The organism is Pseudomonas sp. MPR-R2A5 (assembly GCF_058793055.1).
The window spans coordinates 19467-36638 of record NZ_JBXAFK010000053.1 but is presented as its reverse complement, the minus strand read 5'-3'; the positions used below and the strand labels follow the sequence as shown (position 1 = coordinate 36638).

The following is a 17172-nucleotide window of genomic DNA, read 5'->3' as shown; positions in this document are numbered from 1 at the left end:
TTGAGGCCATGGATAGCCTCGCGCTGTCTTTCCGTGCAGGCCCGGTCGGGAGTCTTATTTCAACGGGCTATATGGATACTGCCCATGACAGACTGCCCAAGATAAGTTGGGTAACGGTTAATTAACGGTACGTAACAGGTTATTTTCAGAGAGGTTTTCTCTAAAAACATCATTTGAATCAGATAGATAGTCTTAGGGGCATGCTGGCAGAGCCGTTACCTATTCGCCGAGCGTGTCAGCCGCCCGAGGTCCGTCCAGGCACCCTCTGGTTCGAGGGGCAAGGATTGGGGGCGCCGCCTGATGGATAGAGCGGAGGCTTTCCTATTTCAACACCACCAGAACATATGACTGGAAACCACTGAAGCACACCGCGCGAGTGGTTTTTATCAAAGCCTCGGCTGGTAGCCCGTGGAGAACCTACCGGAAGGTGATATTCGCTTTGGAAAGTACCGGCATAATCATTAAAAGAAGTATCGACCGGACACTTACGCTTATTCGGCGTCAGCTTAATCACGCAAGATGCGTTCGGCGGGCAAGAGACTACAGAATCCGGCAAATGCAACAATCAAGTATTGCCACTTGAAGCGGACGCTATAAAAAAGAACATTCGGAGATTAACAGTGTGAGCGAGCGGATATTGAAATCCCGCGCCAAGGCGCGGGATTTCGGGGAACGGCATCATCAAGAGCGCGTGGGGATCACTCCCACTCTATTATCGATAATAAATAAATACCCTTATAAATCAATCGTTAATCGCTACGATTAAAATCTATGCCACATTTAATACCATGCCAAGAAAACCTGATTTTATAAGTTCTGTTTAGGGCGTAACTGGGCCAAAACCCTACTCGTCATAAAGCAAGGCGCCTGATACTCGAATTGGACATAATTAGAATTTGTGAGCCACCGGGAGCTACCTTCATGAACCGATATGAGCCAGCCGAGCCTCGCTCCCCGCTGCCAGAGCTGACCCAGCTTCTCACGCCCGGCACATTGGGGTTTTATACTCATGTCGAATGTACAGAGCTGTTCGCCAGCCGGCCCGATCATGAGGACATCATCAATATCTTCACGCTCCTGATTGCCGAGGAGCAACCTGATCTCGAGCCAGCGGCTGCCTACTTTCTGACGCCGAAACCCATTCGAATCAAATCGCTCAATGGCTGGAGTTTTGGCCTCCGCCGTTACACTGCACTGATCGACACCCTCATTCCGGCTCTCACAGCTTTGGAGGCGGGGGAGGGATGGAGACTCTCGGGCGATGAACTCGGATTTGGCGAGCTTTTGCCGATGCCCGCACAGTTTGTGCCGCCAGATAATGGTGCGCAGGTCCCATGGAACAAACTCCTCAAAAACAACTTCTGGACTGGTTCGCATCTGCTTGAATGGGCCGATCATGGCAAAGAAGCACTGAAGCCGTTCTTCGCAGATCCTCGCCGCTTGCAAGAGCTATCAGTGCAGGTCGAAAAACACATCCCACTCCAACTGGCCACAATGTCAGATCGGCTCGGCAACCTGACAGTCCAACTTCCGGTCACTGTGCTAATGGCGAAATTTCAGCAGCTCCAAGACGGGAATTTTCAGGTCGAACACGCCTGGCATCCTAAAGCCACTCCACGCTCCTTGATAGCTGTCTGCGAATTGGAGCATGACGAAATCCTCACAGGCTTTGCTTCAGCAAGGCTACAGGAAAGGGTAACCCCACTTCCTATGCGTGCTGGCAGAGGACTATATCGGGGCTTCATCTGGGCCGAACAGAGCAGCACGCTCCTCGTCGCCTCCGGACCAGGTTCTTTTATCTCAACCATCTCATTCAATATGCGCTCTCTCGATCCGGAGCCACGCACTTTTTCGGTCAAAAATCCGGATGGCAGTAGTGACCTTCGGCGAGTAGGTATGACTTCGTTCTCCACTCATAGCCTCATCGGTGATCCTCAGCCAGACGACAACGGGGGATGGACAGCGAAGCGAATGTACACCGAGCAAGCCAACAAGCTCGCTGCCGAGCGCCGTTTTGTTCAGTATCGACCAACCCAAGACGATGGAACCGCAGTCCGCCGAAAGGCACTGGATGACATTCGAGCACTGATCGTTGCTTACAGCGAAAAAGGTGCCTGGCTATGGGATCCATATCTGTCAGCCAAAGACCTACTCGAAACGCTATTTTACTGCCCCTACCATGGAGTGGACCTCCGCGGTCTGACAACTGCCAAAGCTGGCTCCACCGACGAAATCCGCCAAACACTGAATGAATGTCAAAGCAACTGGCGGGGCCTGAAACTTGAACTTCGAGTACAGAAGGGCATGACAGGATGGGACTTCCACGATAGGTTCCTGATCTTTCCATCTGGCCCAGATGGGGCAATGGCTTGGTCGCTCGGCACCTCGGTAAACTCCGTGGGCACGGCGCACCACATCCTTCAGAAGGTCGACAATGCTCAGCTTGTGGTGGATGCCTTCACCGACCTTTGGGAGCTACTCGGCGGACAGGATCACCTTGTATGGAAAAGGCCGCAATGAAGCTTTCGGATGTTATTGTCGCGGCGATGGCGAAAGCCACGCAATTTGGGCCGATTGAAGTCCCAGATGCGCTTGTTACGGTAATCGAAGCGCAATCCGATCCTCTTCAAGCTATTTCCGAGTGGGACGCCAGTAACGACATATTTGAAGCGATCCGGTCTCAATTTGCTTTCGTAGATTTGCTCCGACGTGGCGCACCCGCCAGCGGTGAGGATTTCGACAGGCTCACCGGGCTGTTCCGATGGATTATTCAAGCAGGCGCCGATTGGAGCATCAGCGCTGATCCGCGCCGTACCCGACTAGTCGCCCTATTCGTCGTAGGACAATTCACAACGATGGGGGCAAGTTTCTGGGCTATCGTACCAAATGATTTCAGGCCTAACGATGAATTGCTCTCTGCGCTCGAAAGCATGATCGCAGGTATAACAATGAGTTTCACGACTCGTGGTTTATCCGCGCCTATCTGGGAGTCAGAGGCCGTAGAACGGTTTGAAAAGGCTGATGCTGAAAGCGATTGGATCGGAATCGAACTAGGCTGGCGCATGATAGAAGGCGGATTTTTTCCGGGCACTGCCATAGTTCAAGCTGCCCAATGTCTCGACAGATTTGCCCCCCAGCGTTTGATCGTGGCCGTCTCGGGGCTAAGGCAGACGGCATCTATCATGAGTGTCGTGCTATCGCTCAACGCCAACGCGGCACTACGTCTCGGCTCTGGATCGTCCAGCCCTCATGTCCAGTTCGCGACAACTTATATATCTGTGTCAAACATGGCTAACAGGGAGCCACTTGGTGAAACTTGCGAGAAATTTTTGATCCAGATACTGGAACGTGTGTCGAAAGATGCGCCGCGTTGGGCTGCCTGGATGCGCGTGTTCAACTTGTTCCCTTCGCGATTTCCAGAATTACAGACTTGTCTCGGATGCGTTCTTGCTGGTGCGAACGACACTGCCCTTGAAGCCTATGTTGATGCGGTAAGCCTGCACTGGTCTGGTCAACAAACTCGATTTTCAGTTGCGAATTGTCTCCGAGCATTCAGGGACATGGCCGAAGTCAAGAAGCGGAAGACTATGTGGAATTTCGCTTATCAGCGTTGGACGTCTTGGGGGTTCGGTCTGCACGGGAGTACTGAGAACCTTATTAAGATTTCTCGCTGTGAGTTGGATTACGCTTTAGTAGGTTATGCCGTCGAATGCCTCGACGATGCCCAGCGACAGCACATGTTAGCCTCACTGACCACGAAACTTCAGACCGTGGAAAACAATTGGCACCCCGGGATCATAGACTGTCTCTCTGAGTGGTACGCAGTGCTATCGGAGATGCAGCCTCTTTTCTTGGCAATGAGTGTCGCAGGTACAGAAGCCGATTGGATCGATAAAGAACCCACAATGCGATTACCATTTGATCCAGATAAAGAAGCCTATGTAACCCTCAAGTACGGCAGACCTCAAATCGCCTAAGCCGCACTGATGAATGACTCAGAGCTTACGAAATTGTTAGCACAAACCAAGACCCAAAACCCCCGGCACATGGCCGGGGTTTTGTTATTCAGCACTCACCTGCTAACGCAGGCTCACTCGAACATAAACAATCATAAAAAACCAATATAAATCATAGTTTTATTTTGATCGTTTCTGCTGATACCACGAAAAACACCATAAACGAAAACCTGTTTTCACAAGCATTGCATCATTCATGCGATGTCATGATCGGCTGGGGAATTGACCCGCCTGCCAATACCGCACTGATCCTATATTGACTCAAGATCCAATACCGGAAAGTACTCGCAGACCAGGAGTTACGGTCAGCGAAATGTTGGTAAATGGACCAATACTTCATAAGCTGAAACACGCTCGCCTATGGGAATGACTGAACGTGCTGGACGGCAATCAAACATTGCATAACCGCTATGAGGATGCCGGGGCCGCTTGCAAACCCTTCTAGAGCGACTCACCCTACGGCGTCTCACACTTATCCGAGTCAACCCATAAGGAAGAACGCCATGTTCACGAGGAGCCTGTTGCTGAGTTTTTGCGCTGTGTTACTGGTTGGCTGCACGGGAAGGGGCTTTCAACCGCCGGCTCCGGATTACACAAAATGGTACAAGGAGGGCGTATCGCAGACCGGGATCGTTGCTGCGATGCGTGCGTGCGGATATACCAATGTTGATGGTGCAGGAGACAGGTCGCCAATCGATGTGAGGTTAATGAATTTCTATTGCATGAAAGACGCAGGCTACAAACGCAAAGATAACGTGGACATGTGCAAGCTCGGTCGTATTGGTGAGTCTGCGGTGTGTGACGGGCGCCGGTAATCGGGCACAGTCCGGGGCGCTCATGGACATGGAGAATGTGATGTTGCTGACTCGAAATCAGTGGTTGGGCCTGAGCCTTCTGGTAGTAGTTGGGGGCTGTACCCCTTTTCAACCGCCGCCAGGGGACTACACCCAATGGAAAAAGAAGGGCGTCTCCCAGCAGGGCGTCGATGACGCAATGCGGGCTTGCGGGTATACCAATCTTGATGGCGTTGGCGACAAGTCGCCGATTGATGTGGTGCTGACGCGCTTCTACTGCATGAAGGATGCGGGTTTTATCCGCACGGACGATCTGGACCTGTGCAAGCTAGGCCGCATTGGCGAATCGCCGGTGTGCGACGGCCGCCGTTAACCCATCACCAAAAGGACACAGGGAATGAACAATCTACGCAACGGACTGTATGGTGCCGCATTGGCCCTGGCGGCAACAGCGCTGGGCGGTTGCGCCTCCTCGGCCGCGATCACCGGCGAGCCTGGGGTAAACATGGGCGACAGCTATCAGAAGGTGCTCGAGGTGGTCAGCCGCAACAATACCGTGACCAAACAGGTCGATGGCCAAGGCTTCCGGGCGGAGGGTTACTCAGCGATGTTCAAGGATTGTCGCGTCAAATACTTCCTGTTCCAGGACGCCGATGGTTTGCAGCGCGTGAGCTATGAGCCGGCGCCACATCTGTCGGTCAACCAGAACTGCCGCCAGCCTTAACTTCCCCCTACGAGTCGATGCCTGATGAGACTGTTGCCTGTAATCCCCGCCGTGCTGCTGCTAGCGCTGGGCGGCTGCGGCCAAGTGGCGAACGTGCGTTCGCTGTCCACCGGCTACGTGCCCCCGCAGGGCGGCGAGACCGCGCGTATCCGCCTGCTCACCGACGGCCTGGTGCGCGCCGTGCCGGGGCGTGATTGCCTCGACTGGAACGTGCCCGGCGCGGGGGTGATGGCGTCGGCGAAACCCGGCTTCCCCGACCATAACGGCGAAAACCTCGGCATTCCCGGACCGATCTTTTCGTGGGCCGGTGCGGTCTCGTCGGAGCTGGTGGTGCCGGCGAACAAGCCGATCGCGTTCCATTACCTGGGGCGCCTGCAATATTCCCGGCAGTGTGCCAAGACCATGACCTTCGTGCCTCGGCCTGGCGTGGACTACATGGTGCAGGCCACCATGTCGGCGGACTGTTCGTTCCAGCTGGATGAATTGGAGGCGGGCGGCAAGCAGTGGGCAATGGTCCAACCGCAGCCAGCGGGGAAGGTGTCGATGTGCAACGCGATTGATAACTTCTAGCCGAAATCTACGCGGGTTAGCTTCACCAGATCCACCAGTTCCTGGAGCTGTGCCTGCATTTCTTCGTAGATGGCCATCGTCTTTTCAGTGGATTCAGTCGTGTTCTTTAGACCTGATCAAGGCTGCCAAATTTGGCATGACATTGGCATCAAGGTGGTCCTGCATTCGCTGGCTCAGATGGTGCTCGTTGGGAAGATCAATGTCCTCTTGACTCGCCCATTTCCGCAAAACGCCCAGCAATACCATGCTGACGGTATGACCATCTTCCATGTACTGGAGCAGGAAGGCCTTTAGCCTCCCCCGTCCTTCATCGGTATGCAGGTCAAAACCGCCGGGCACATCATGTAGCCGATGTGCGATCACGTTGCGATACTGGAGGAAGCGATCCAACTTGTCGTCGAAGGTGGGATGCAGATCAACCCGCTTCCGCAGTGCTTTAAGCAGTTGTCCCAGAGTGGCTTTTGAATGTCGCTCAAGCAGGATCTGAAGCTGTTCCACTGTTTGCAGTGGCTCGCCGTGCAAAGGAAACGTTAGGCAATTGCACAATAGGTGCTCAACACTCTGCCCCGCGATCACCGCAAGGCCCAATGTCTTCAACACATCGTCCTGTACAGGATTGTAGCCAGTTTGCGCTTTATCTTTCATGAACATGTCATTCCTTGATGTGCTGGAGGCGAAAAGTGGAATCGTTCTACAGCCAAAGCCCGCGTTGTTTATATTTCATGGTCATCAGTTCCTAGATCAAATCATCATCGGCTGAGAGGGAAACTCCACCAAGGCATCCATCGCGTGGAAAAGACATGCTCCATAGATGAAATGGAGTAGCCCAGACTCCTGTCCAGCTCTAATGACTACACCGACAAACAGGTGAGGGTCTCCAGATACGAAGACGGGAGATCCGCTCAATCCATCGATATCACGTCGAGCGTCGAATGCTCGTTTCTACCTGGGCGTGCCAGGGCGAGTTGATGTGGCCTTCGGCTTTACCGAGCCATCCCGAAGGCGCATCGAGACCGAGCAAACTTTACTGTGAGGCTCACAACCCACGGCGTAGCGATGAAGCTCGGCGCGCTTATCAGCGCGACCGGAGGTATGCACTGGAGTATGAGGATTTAATCGCAAAAATCTGGTCCCAAGGAGCTGCTGTTTTCCCGAGGTGGGATATAGAGACATGGGCTGAGGTCAGGAAAACGGCCTATAGCCAGCTCCAGATACTCAAGTCACCAACAAGCTCGGTGGATGAGTTGCTGAATCAAGGCATTACCAACCAGGCTGAAATTGCCCGCCAACTTGGCGTATCACGCCAAGCAGTATCTGCGGCCATCAGACGACGAGCTCGAAAGCAGTAATCATCATAAGATCGAAAATGTTAACTTCACTCTTTGCCGACGTTGCTTCGACGTGGCCGACTAAGTGTCCACTCGTCAATCATATCCGCCCAATCCTGCAACATCGCCCGACGCTGATCGCGGTATTCAGCCTTGTTGTAAACGGCCCTTACGCCCTTCTGCTCATGCGCAAGGCACTTCTCAATCCAATCTGAGTTGTAACCAGCCTCATGCAGCAGCGTGCTCGCTGTGCGCCTCAAATCATGCGGTCCGAACTTGCTCAGCGACTGCCCTTCTTTTTGCGCAAGCCGGTAAGTCAGCGTCAACACCTGATTGATCGTCGCGGTGCTCATTGGCAAATCAGAATCGTACCGGGAGGGAAAGACGTAGTCTGAACCGCCAGCAAACGTCTTCAATGCAATGAAGAAATCCAAAGCCTGCTGAGATAAGAACACCAAATGAGGATTGCGGCGCTTCATCCGCTCTTTCGGAATGGTCCACAGGGCTTCGCTGAAATTGATCTCGTTCCAGGTAGCGTTGGTCAACTCACTTTTGCGGACCATGGTCAGCAACAACAGCTTAGCGGCCACCCTCACGGAGGAGGCGGTACCGATGCGGTCCAGGTACTGATACATCAACGCGATTTCGTCAGGTCCTAAAGCGCGGTCACGTGGCTCGAATTTAGCGATGCTTGCAGGACGTACCAGATCAGCCGGATTCTCGACCTTCTGACCGCGTTCAATCGCCCATCGGAACACCTGCATCACAATCTCGCGGGAGTGCACGGCCGTGGCTGGAGCTCCTCGCTCCACGATTGCATCAGTCAGCGCTCGCAGATCCTCATGATTGATTTCCACCAGTTTCTGATTACCGAAGTGCGGCTTTAGCTCGCGCTCGTAAACAGATCGGCGCATGTCACGGGTCGAGTCAGCCATCTGATACCCACGCAGCCATTTCTCAGCCCACGCATCAAACGTCTCTGCCCCTTTGGTGCGTGCCTTGGCACGGGCTTTCTCTTTGGCAGGAGACTTACCCGCCGAAACCATCTTTTTAGCCTCTCCCAGGCGCTCTCTGGCTTCAGCAAGTGTGATGCCACCCACACCATAGCGACCGAAAGTGATGGTCTCCTGACGGCCGTTGATGGAGTAGTTGTAGCGAAATGAGATGGAACCGGCAGCAGTGACGGCCACGTACAGTCCGTCGCGGTCGTTCACTTTGTAAAGTTTTTCTTTCGGTTTGAGGTTACGCAGCTTGGTATCGGTCAACATGGCAGTTATGGATTCCATGGAAAAAATACCATGCTCAGAAAATCACTCATGCACCACGTTAAAACCCAATGAAACCGGGCGAATGATGAGATTTGATACCATGCCCTTCCCTAACAAGGCGACATGGTATCGTGCGCTAAGCATGGCATTTGGCTCAGTCAATGCCCCGTACCATGCCACATAAACACGGTGCTTGGCGATGCACAGAGCTGCCAGAATTTTCCAGACCCAAAAAGCCAAAAGCCCGCAATTACGCGGGCTCTAGGGCATTTCTTGCTAGTGGATGCCCGGCAATGCCGGACGTCCCATCATTCCCACTCAATCGTCGCCGGCGGCTTGCTCGACACGTCATACGTCACGCGCGAGATGCCTTCGATCTCATTGATGATACGGCCGCTGACAGTTTCCAGCAGTTCATACGGCAGGTGTGCCCAACGGGCGGTCATGAAGTCGATGGTTTCCACGGCACGCAGGGCCACGACCCATGCGTAACGACGGCCGTCGCCAACCACGCCAACCGATTTCACCGGCTGGAACACCACGAATGCCTGGCTGACCTTGTGGTACCAGTCGGCCTTGCGCAGTTCTTCGATGAAGATGTGGTCGGCGCGACGCAGCAGGTCGGCGTATTCCTTCTTCACTTCACCGAGGATCCGCACGCCCAGGCCCGGGCCTGGGAATGGGTGGCGGTAGACCATGTCGTACGGCAGGCCCAGTTCCAGGCCGAGGCGGCGGACTTCGTCCTTGAACAGTTCACGCAGCGGTTCTACCAGCTTGAGGTTCATTTCCTCAGGCAGGCCACCCACGTTGTGGTGGGACTTGATCACGTGGGCCTTGCCGCTCTTGGCGCCGGCCGATTCGATCACGTCGGGGTAGATGGTGCCCTGGGCGAGGTACTTGATGTTGTCCAGTTTGTTGGACTGGGCATCGAATACGTCGATGAAGGTGCGACCGATGATCTTGCGCTTCTTCTCCGGGTCGGACTCGCCGGCCAGGTTGTTCAAGAATTGATCTTCAGCGTTGGCGCGGATCACCTTGACGCCCATGTTCTCAGCGAACATGGCCATCACTTGCTCACCTTCGTGCAGGCGCAGCAGGCCGTTGTCGACAAACACGCAGGTCAGTTGGTCACCGATGGCCTTGTGCAGCAGCGCGGCAACCACGGAAGAGTCAACGCCGCCGGACAAGCCCAGCAGGACGTTGTCGGTGCCGACCTGGGCGCGCACCTGGGCGATGGCGTCTTCAGCGATTTTCGACGGTGTCCACAGGGCTTCACACTCGCAGATGTCGAGGATGAAGCGCGACAGGATGCGGCCGCCTTGCTTGGTGTGGGTCACTTCCGGGTGGAACTGCACGCCGTAGTAACGACGCTCGTCACTGAACATGCCAGCGATCGGGCAACTTGGGGTGCTCGCCAGGATGTGGAAGTCCTGCGGCATCTTGGTGACCTTGTCACCGTGGCTCATCCATACGTCGAGGCCGAACAGGCCGTCGGCGTCGATGTGGTCTTCAATGCCGTCCAGCAGTCGGCTCTTGCCGACCACGTCGACACGGGCGTAACCGAACTCACGCAACTCGGAACCTTCAACCTTGCCACCCAGTTGCTCGGCCATGGTCTGCATGCCATAGCAGATACCGAACACGGGCACGCCCAGGTCGAATACGGCTTGTGGGCAGCGCGGGCTGTTGGCTTCGTGCACGGACTCGGGGCCACCGGCGAGGATGACGCCTTTCGGTGCGAATTCGCGAATCGCTTCGTCATCCATGTCGAACGGATGCAGCTCACAGTACACACCGATTTCACGCACGCGGCGGGCGATCAGTTGGGTGTACTGGGAACCGAAATCGAGGATCAGGATACGGTGGGCGTGAATGTCGAGGGCCATGAGATCAGTCTCGTCTAATGAATCAGAAACAACTCGGGGCTGAATAAGACAGCCCCGGTTACTTAACTATTTGCTGGAAGCATCAACCTACGCGGTAGTTTGGCGCTTCCTTGGTGATCTGCACGTCGTGGACGTGGGATTCGGCCATGCCGGCACCGGTGATCCGCACGAACTCAGGCTTGGTGCGCATTTCTTCGATGTTGGCGCTACCGGTGTAGCCCATCGAGGAGCGCAGGCCGCCCATCAGTTGATGGATGATGGCGCTCAGGGTGCCCTTGTAGGGAACACGGCCTTCGATGCCTTCCGGTACAAGCTTCTCGGCGCCTGCCGAGGAATCCTGGAAGTAACGATCGGAAGAACCTTGCGCCTGGGACATGGCGCCCAGCGAACCCATGCCACGGTAAGCCTTGTACGAACGGCCCTGGAACAGTTCGATCTCACCTGGCGCTTCTTCGGTACCGGCGAACATCGAGCCCATCATCACGCAGGAAGCACCGGCAACGATGGCCTTGGACAGGTCACCGGAGAAACGGATGCCGCCGTCGGCGATCAATGGAACGCCAGTACCTTCAAGGGCTGCAGCGACGTTGGCGATGGCGCTGATTTGCGGCACGCCCACACCGGCGACGATACGCGTGGTGCAGATCGAGCCAGGGCCGATACCGACCTTGACGGCATCCGCGCCCGCTTCGGCCAGGGCCTTGGCGGCAGCGCCGGTGGCGATGTTGCCACCGATCACCTGCACTTCAGGGAAGTTCTGCTTGACCCAACGAACGCGGTCGATCACGCCTTTGGAGTGACCGTGGGCAGTGTCGACCACCACCACGTCAACACCGGCCGCAACCAGGGCCGCTACACGGTCGCCGGTGTCTTTACCGGTACCGACCGCAGCGCCAACGCGCAGGCGACCTTGGTCGTCCTTGCTGGCCAGCGGGTAAGCCTTGGCTTTTTCGATGTCGTTGACGGTCATCATGCCTTTGAGGGCGAATTTGTCGTCGACAATCAGCACGCGCTCGATGCGGTGCTTGTGCAGCAGTTCGCGCACATCGTTCTTGTCGGCGCCTTCCTTGACCGTGACCAGACGCTCTTTGGGCGTCATCACTTCGCGGACGGTGACTTCAAGACGGTTCTCGAAACGCACGTCACGGGAGGTGACGATGCCGACCAGGTCGCCATCATGCAGCACCGGAACGCCGGAGATGTTGTGCAGGCGGGTCAGTTCGAACAGGTCGCGCACGGTGGCGTCGGCTTCGATGGTGATTGGATCTTTCACCACACCGGCTTCGTAACGCTTGACCTTGCGCACTTCGGCAGCTTGCTGCTCGATGGTCATGTTCTTGTGGATGATGCCGATGCCGCCTTCCTGAGCCATGGCAATGGCCAGACGGGCTTCGGTGACGGTGTCCATGGCAGCGGAAACCAGGGGAATATTCAGCTCGATGCCACGGGTTAGGCGGGTCTTGAGACTGACTTCGTTAGGAAGTACCTCGGAATAACCGGGCACTAGGAGAATGTCGTCGAATGTCAGAGCTTCTTGGCTGATACGCAGCATCGCGGGGGCTCCCGAGCGGGAAAATGGAAGCGCGCCATTATACTCAGACACCCCCCAGGTCTCAATGTAAAACTCTGACATATTTGGGAATAGTGATAGAAGGGCTATAACTCGACTTTGACCCAACTCATCTTCTGATCCAACCAATCGGCGAACTCATCGATAAAGCTCTGCTTGAACCCCGCCTCCGCCCAGTTGTTGAAGATGAACCCGAGGTTGGAAAACCCACATTCCTGGAGGAATAAAAAGCCATTGATGTCATCTTCATGCCCACACAACGGACAGGTGAAGTTGTCGGTGTGGCCAGGCATCCAGTCTTCCAGGCTTTCGAAGAGCGCCTCGCCGACTTCCTTGAGGCATTCCGGGCAGCCGGCCTCTTCGAGAAACCCCTTGGCAGGGGTATAGATGCAGCGCTTATAGATGATTTCCAACCCATTGACCGGCTCGTTGAACGGCAGCGCCTCGGGGTGCAACACCACCGCGCGGGCGCCGTCGGCCAAGGCATAGGCCATGCGGTTGCCGGTGCGCCCGCAAGTGGTCAGCTCTTCCTTGACGATGTTCTTGCGCACCAGCCAGCGCACGATCGCCCGTGCGCGCGGTTCGTGGACCGGCAAGGTGGAGATTTTCGGGACAAGGATGCTTTGGGAATTCATGAGGCCTGAGAGTCCTGCGGTGTGCCGTCTGGCGCCTTCGCGAGCAAGCCCGCTCCCACATTCGACTGCATTCCTACAGGAGAAATGCGCTCGAATGTGGGAGCGGGCTTGCTCGCGAAGAGGCCCTGAAGGCTGGCAGCTTAATCCCTGCCCCACACAGGTCAAGTACTCAAATACCGTCCGATCAAAGCAATCCCACTGGCCAGCACCAGCCAGGTCACCAACCGCACAAACGCCTCGCGCGACATACGCATCGTCAGCCGACGCCCGCACCACAGCCCCAGGACCATCGCCGGCAGCAGGCACAACGCCAACATCAACAGCGGCAAGTCGGCGTACACCCCAGCAATCAGGAACAGGCTCAGGCGCACCACCGTGCTGCAACTGATCAGCGCACTCTGAGTGGCACGGGCCGCGTCCTTGGGTAAACGACTGTTCAGGTAGATCGCATATAAAAAGCCGCCACTGCCGAACAGCGCGCCAAACAGACCGCCGACCGTGCCCATGGGTATCGACCACCCCGCCGCCAGCTGCGCCGGCCGGGCTTTCACCGCCAGGCTGTAGATCGCGTAGGCGCTGATAAACAGCCCCATCAACAGCAACAACAGATCGGAATGCAGGTTGAGCAGAAACACCACGCCCAGGGTGCAGCCAATCGCCATGCACGGCAGCAGTCGCAATAACTCCGGTTTGTTCACCTCCCGTCGCGATTGCAGGAGGTTGCCGAACGCCGCGACAAAATCCAGTAGCACCAGCAACGGAATGATCTTCGACAGTGGCATAAACACAATCAGGATCGGCCCCGCCACCAGTGCCGTACCGAAGCCGGCAATGCCAAACACGATATAGGCCACCGCAGTACCCAGGCCGATCACCAGCCAATCAACGCCGCCAAACGACCACTGACTCATCAGCTCAATCGGGCCCATGGGTTATTCCTTGAAAGAGATGGCTATCACTTTAGCCATCCGCGAGGGTTGCGACTAATATCTTCAAAGCCACTCACCCATCTCGAAAAGGCATGACATGTGATTTCCACTCGCCAACTGCGCTACTTCGTCGAGATCGCCGACAGCGGCAGCTTCAGCGCCGCCGCCGAGCGCCTCTTCATCGCGCAATCGGCCCTGAGCAGGCAGATCAAGGCACTGGAAACCCAGCTGCAAACCCCACTGTTCGAACGCACTGCGCGCCAGCCCAAGCTGACGGCCGCAGGCGAAGCCTTTTACCCACGGGCACGCAACCTGCTGGGCGAACTGCACAAGGCCAGTAACCTGGCGACCCAGGTCGGTAACGGCCAGCTCGGCACCCTGCGCCTGAGCCATTCGAGCACCGTGCCGATGAACGGTGCGCTGTTGCAAGGCATCAGCACCTGGCTGGAACGCTGCCCTGGCGTGTCGATGGATATCGCCAAACTGTCCTCAGAAGCGCAGCTGGAGGACATCGCCGACGGTCGCCTGGACGTCGGCCTGTTGCGCTTGCCGGTGTTGCGCCAACGTGAAGGGGTGCGCGTCGTGCCTTTATATACCGAGCGATTGCTCCTGGCGGTACCGCCGAATCACCCATTGGCGCGCAATGACGAGGCCGTCGACCTGGCCCAGCTCAAGGATGAGGCGTTTATCTCGATCCCCCACCCCCAGCGCGGCGGCCTGAGTTATCTGTCCGCCGAGCTGTGCATGCGCGCCGGATTTTTCCCCAAGGCCGCGCGGGTGATGTCGCGCAAAACCACGCAGTTGCAGTTGATCCAGGCCGGCTTCGGGATTGCCCTGCTACCAGAGTCCATGCAAGACATCGCCCCGGCCAGTCTGCACTTTTTACCCCTGGCCGACCCGGACTGCCTGAGTACCGTGGCGCTGGCCTGCCCCCAGGCGCCGAGCGCGCTGGTGGAGCAATTCTGTCAAACCTTGCACGAATGCCTATAAACTGCCGCCCATGATTAAAGATCCCTTTGCCCGTCTGGGCCTGGACCGCGAAGTCCTGACTGTCAGCCAACTCAACGGCCGCGCGCGGGTGTTGCTGGAAGACGTGTTCACCAATATCTGGGTCGAAGGCGAAATCTCCAACCTCGCCCGTCCGGCCTCCGGCCATGTGTATTTCACCCTCAAGGACAGCGGCGCCCAGGTGCGTTGCGCATTGTTTCGCAACAATGCCGCACGGGTGCGCCAGGCGTTGAAAGACGGCTTGGCGGTCAAGGTGCGCGGCAAGGTCTCGTTGTTCGAGGGCCGTGGCGATTACCAGCTGATCCTCGACACGGTGGAGCCGGCGGGTGACGGCGCGCTGCGCCTGGCCTTCGATGCCTTGAAGGAGAAACTCAGCGCCGAGGGCCTGTTCAGTGCCGAGCGCAAGGTGCCGCTGCCGGCCCATCCACGGCGCATCGGCATTATCAGCTCGCCCACCGGCGCGGTGATCCGCGACATCATCAGCGTGTTCCGCCGCCGTGCACCGCAGGTGCAATTGACGCTGATCCCCACGGCCGTGCAGGGCCGTGAAGCCATCCCGCAAATTGTGCGGGCATTGAAGCTGGCTGACGCGCGCGGCTTCGACGCGCTGATCCTGGCCCGTGGGGGTGGTTCGCTGGAAGACCTCTGGTGCTTCAACGAAGAGGCCGTGGCGCGGGCGGTTGATGCCTGCGTGACGCCGATCGTCAGCGCCGTCGGCCACGAGACCGACGTCTCCATCAGTGATTTCGTGGCTGACGTCCGCGCGCCCACGCCTTCTGCCGCAGCCGAACTGCTCGCGCCTGACGCCAGCAACCTGGTCCGCCAGGTCGAAAGCCTGCATCGTCGCCTGGTGATGCTGATGCGCAACCGGCTGACCCACGACCGCCTGCGCCTGGAAGGCATGGCCCGTCGCCTGCGCCACCCCGGCGAGCGTCTACGCCAGCAGGCACAGCGCCTGGATGACCTGGACATGCGCCTGCGCCGCGCCTTCGAACGCAGCCTCAATACCCGTCGCGAACGTTTGATCCGCCTGGAAACCCGTCTCGCCGGCCAACACCCTGGCCGCCAATTGGCCCTGCTGCGCCAGCGCCTGGACAGCCTCGCCGAACGCCTGCCCCGCGCCATGCGCGAGGGGCTCAAGGCGCGCCGCCTGCAACTGCAAAGCCAGGTGCAGACGCTGCATGTGGTCAGCCCCCTGGCGACCCTGGGCCGCGGCTACAGCATCCTGCTGGACGAGCGCGGCCAGGCCATCCGCAACGCGGCACAAACCCAAACAGGCCAGCGCCTGACCGCACGCCTCGGTGAAGGCCAATTGCAAGTGCGGGTGGAAGACAACCACCTGACGCCCGTTACCCTTTCGCTTCTGGATTGATCGATGCCACGTCTATTTAGCCTGTTGATGCTGCTGTGCCTCACCGTTAACGCCCAAGCCGACAGCTATATCACCCGAACCCTGAACAAACCGGTGCCGGGCGGGGTTGCCGTGGTCGAGCTCGGCCCTTCAGCCACCGTGCCGAAAGCCACGTACCAGGGCAAACCGGTACTGGTCGTGAAGGAGCAGGACAACTGGCTGGCGATTGTCGGCATTCCGCTGACGGTCAAGCCGGGCAATGAACGCATCAGCAGTGGCGGGCGCAACCTGCCGTTTATCGTCGGCTACAAGCAGTACCCGGAACAGCGCATTACCTTGAAGAACAAAAGCCAGGTCAACCCCGACCCGGTGCAGCTCAAGCGCATCGAAGCCGAACTCGCCGTGCAACTCAAGGCCTACCGCAGTTTCAGCCCGACCTTGCCGAGCAACCTGGTGCTGGACAAACCGGTGAACGGCCCGCTGTCGAGTAAATTCGGGGTGCGCCGTTTCTTCAATGGTGAAGAGCGCAATCCCCATTCCGGCCTGGACTTTGCCGTACCGGCCGGCACGCCAATCAAGACACCGGCGAACGGCAAGGTGATTCTGGTCGGCAACTACTTCTTCAACGGCAACACCGTGTTCGTCGACCACGGCCAAGGCTTTATCAGCATGTTCTGCCATATGTCGAAGATCGACGTGAAGGTGGGCCAGCAACTGGTACGCGGCGCAGTGGTGGGCAAGGTGGGCTCGACGGGCCGTGCGACCGGGCCGCATATGCATTGGAATGTCAGCCTCAACGATGCCAGGGTCGATCCGGCGATCTTTATCGGCGCCTTCCAGCCCTGAATGGCTCAATTGCGCGCCCGATAAGCGGCGCGCAATTAAAAATAGGCCAAGGACAGATTCCAACCATAAAATCTCGTTTCACGCGCCAATAGAAGAACTTCTCTCAATTTTTATCGACTGCTTGCCATCTTTCACCCCTGAGGTTAGGGTTGGGCTTATGAAAACCTCTCACACCCTCATTCAGCTCCGCCAGCACCGCAGCCTGTGCCTCGTCAGCGCACGACTGCCAGGCTGAATCGATCTGCCT

General features: G+C 57.1%; 15 protein-coding genes. 9 read left to right on the top strand and 6 right to left on the bottom strand.

What is annotated here, in order from left to right; all coding sequences use genetic code 11:
- Positions 1 to 921: 921 nt before the first annotated feature.
- The 6 genes from AC1Q6I_RS28945 (at position 922) to AC1Q6I_RS28920 (ending at position 6104) form a co-directional block, all read left to right on the top strand.
- Positions 922 to 2520, top strand: coding sequence for a VPA1262 family N-terminal domain-containing protein (locus AC1Q6I_RS28945; RefSeq protein ID WP_102624579.1), 1599 nt, complete (start codon positions 922 to 924; stop codon positions 2518 to 2520).
- On the top strand, positions 2502 to 3977 hold the full coding sequence (locus AC1Q6I_RS28940) for a hypothetical protein (RefSeq protein WP_024077266.1): 1476 nt from the start codon (positions 2502 to 2504) through the stop codon (positions 3975 to 3977). Before AC1Q6I_RS28945 ends, AC1Q6I_RS28940 begins: the two co-directional genes overlap by 19 nt.
- Positions 3978 to 4519: 542 nt before the next feature.
- Positions 4520 to 4831 (top strand): hypothetical protein, encoded by a 312-nt coding sequence (locus AC1Q6I_RS28935; RefSeq protein WP_024077267.1) that lies wholly within the window; start codon positions 4520 to 4522, stop codon positions 4829 to 4831.
- Between the two features lie 40 nt (positions 4832 to 4871).
- Positions 4872 to 5183, top strand: coding sequence for a hypothetical protein (locus AC1Q6I_RS28930; RefSeq protein WP_024077268.1), 312 nt, complete (start codon positions 4872 to 4874; stop codon positions 5181 to 5183).
- Between the two features lie 24 nt (positions 5184 to 5207).
- Positions 5208 to 5534, top strand: coding sequence for a hypothetical protein (locus tag AC1Q6I_RS28925; RefSeq protein ID WP_024077269.1), 327 nt, complete (start codon positions 5208 to 5210; stop codon positions 5532 to 5534).
- A 24-nt stretch (positions 5535 to 5558) separates the two neighbouring features.
- Positions 5559 to 6104 (top strand): hypothetical protein, encoded by a 546-nt coding sequence (locus AC1Q6I_RS28920; protein WP_024077270.1) that lies wholly within the window; start codon positions 5559 to 5561, stop codon positions 6102 to 6104.
- Between the two features lie 93 nt (positions 6105 to 6197).
- On the opposite strand, the gene AC1Q6I_RS28915 is transcribed toward AC1Q6I_RS28920, so the two are convergent.
- The 6 genes from AC1Q6I_RS28915 to AC1Q6I_RS28890 form a co-directional block, all read right to left on the bottom strand.
- On the bottom strand, positions 6198 to 6749 hold the full coding sequence (locus AC1Q6I_RS28915) for a hypothetical protein (protein ID WP_041161015.1): 552 nt from the start codon (positions 6747 to 6749) through the stop codon (positions 6198 to 6200).
- Positions 6750 to 7479: 730 nt separating this feature from the next.
- On the bottom strand, positions 7480 to 8700 hold the full coding sequence (locus AC1Q6I_RS28910; protein ID WP_102624578.1) for a tyrosine-type recombinase/integrase: 1221 nt from the start codon (positions 8698 to 8700) through the stop codon (positions 7480 to 7482).
- Positions 8701 to 9008: 308 nt separating this feature from the next.
- Positions 9009 to 10586 carry a glutamine-hydrolyzing GMP synthase gene (gene guaA, locus AC1Q6I_RS28905; RefSeq protein ID WP_024077274.1) on the bottom strand — a complete coding sequence of 526 codons (1578 nt, stop codon included), beginning with the start codon at positions 10584 to 10586 and terminating at the stop codon, positions 9009 to 9011.
- A gap of 82 nt (positions 10587 to 10668) precedes the next feature.
- The gene (gene guaB / locus AC1Q6I_RS28900; RefSeq protein ID WP_102624577.1) at positions 10669 to 12138 is read right to left on the bottom strand and encodes an IMP dehydrogenase; all 1470 of its coding nucleotides are present in this window, start codon (positions 12136 to 12138) and stop codon (positions 10669 to 10671) included.
- A 104-nt stretch (positions 12139 to 12242) separates the two neighbouring features.
- Complete coding sequence (locus AC1Q6I_RS28895; RefSeq protein WP_024077275.1) at positions 12243 to 12791, bottom strand: hypothetical protein; 549 nt, start codon at positions 12789 to 12791, stop codon at positions 12243 to 12245.
- A 161-nt stretch (positions 12792 to 12952) separates the two neighbouring features.
- On the bottom strand, positions 12953 to 13720 hold the full coding sequence (locus AC1Q6I_RS28890) for a sulfite exporter TauE/SafE family protein (RefSeq protein ID WP_024077276.1): 768 nt from the start codon (positions 13718 to 13720) through the stop codon (positions 12953 to 12955).
- 99 nt (positions 13721 to 13819) lie between these two features.
- Here AC1Q6I_RS28890 and AC1Q6I_RS28885 point away from each other — a divergent pair, with 99 nt between their 5' ends.
- The 3 genes from AC1Q6I_RS28885 to AC1Q6I_RS28875 are packed head-to-tail and all read left to right on the top strand — an operon-like array spanning position 13820 to position 16925.
- On the top strand, positions 13820 to 14710 hold the full coding sequence (locus AC1Q6I_RS28885) for a LysR family transcriptional regulator (RefSeq protein ID WP_024077277.1): 891 nt from the start codon (positions 13820 to 13822) through the stop codon (positions 14708 to 14710).
- Between the two features lie 10 nt (positions 14711 to 14720).
- Complete coding sequence (gene xseA / locus AC1Q6I_RS28880; RefSeq protein ID WP_069076966.1) at positions 14721 to 16100, top strand: exodeoxyribonuclease VII large subunit; 1380 nt, start codon at positions 14721 to 14723, stop codon at positions 16098 to 16100.
- A 3-nt stretch (positions 16101 to 16103) separates the two neighbouring features.
- Positions 16104 to 16925, top strand: a complete 822-nt coding sequence (locus AC1Q6I_RS28875; protein WP_069076967.1) for a M23 family metallopeptidase — start codon at positions 16104 to 16106, stop codon at positions 16923 to 16925.
- The last annotated feature ends 247 nt before the right edge of the window (positions 16926 to 17172 follow it).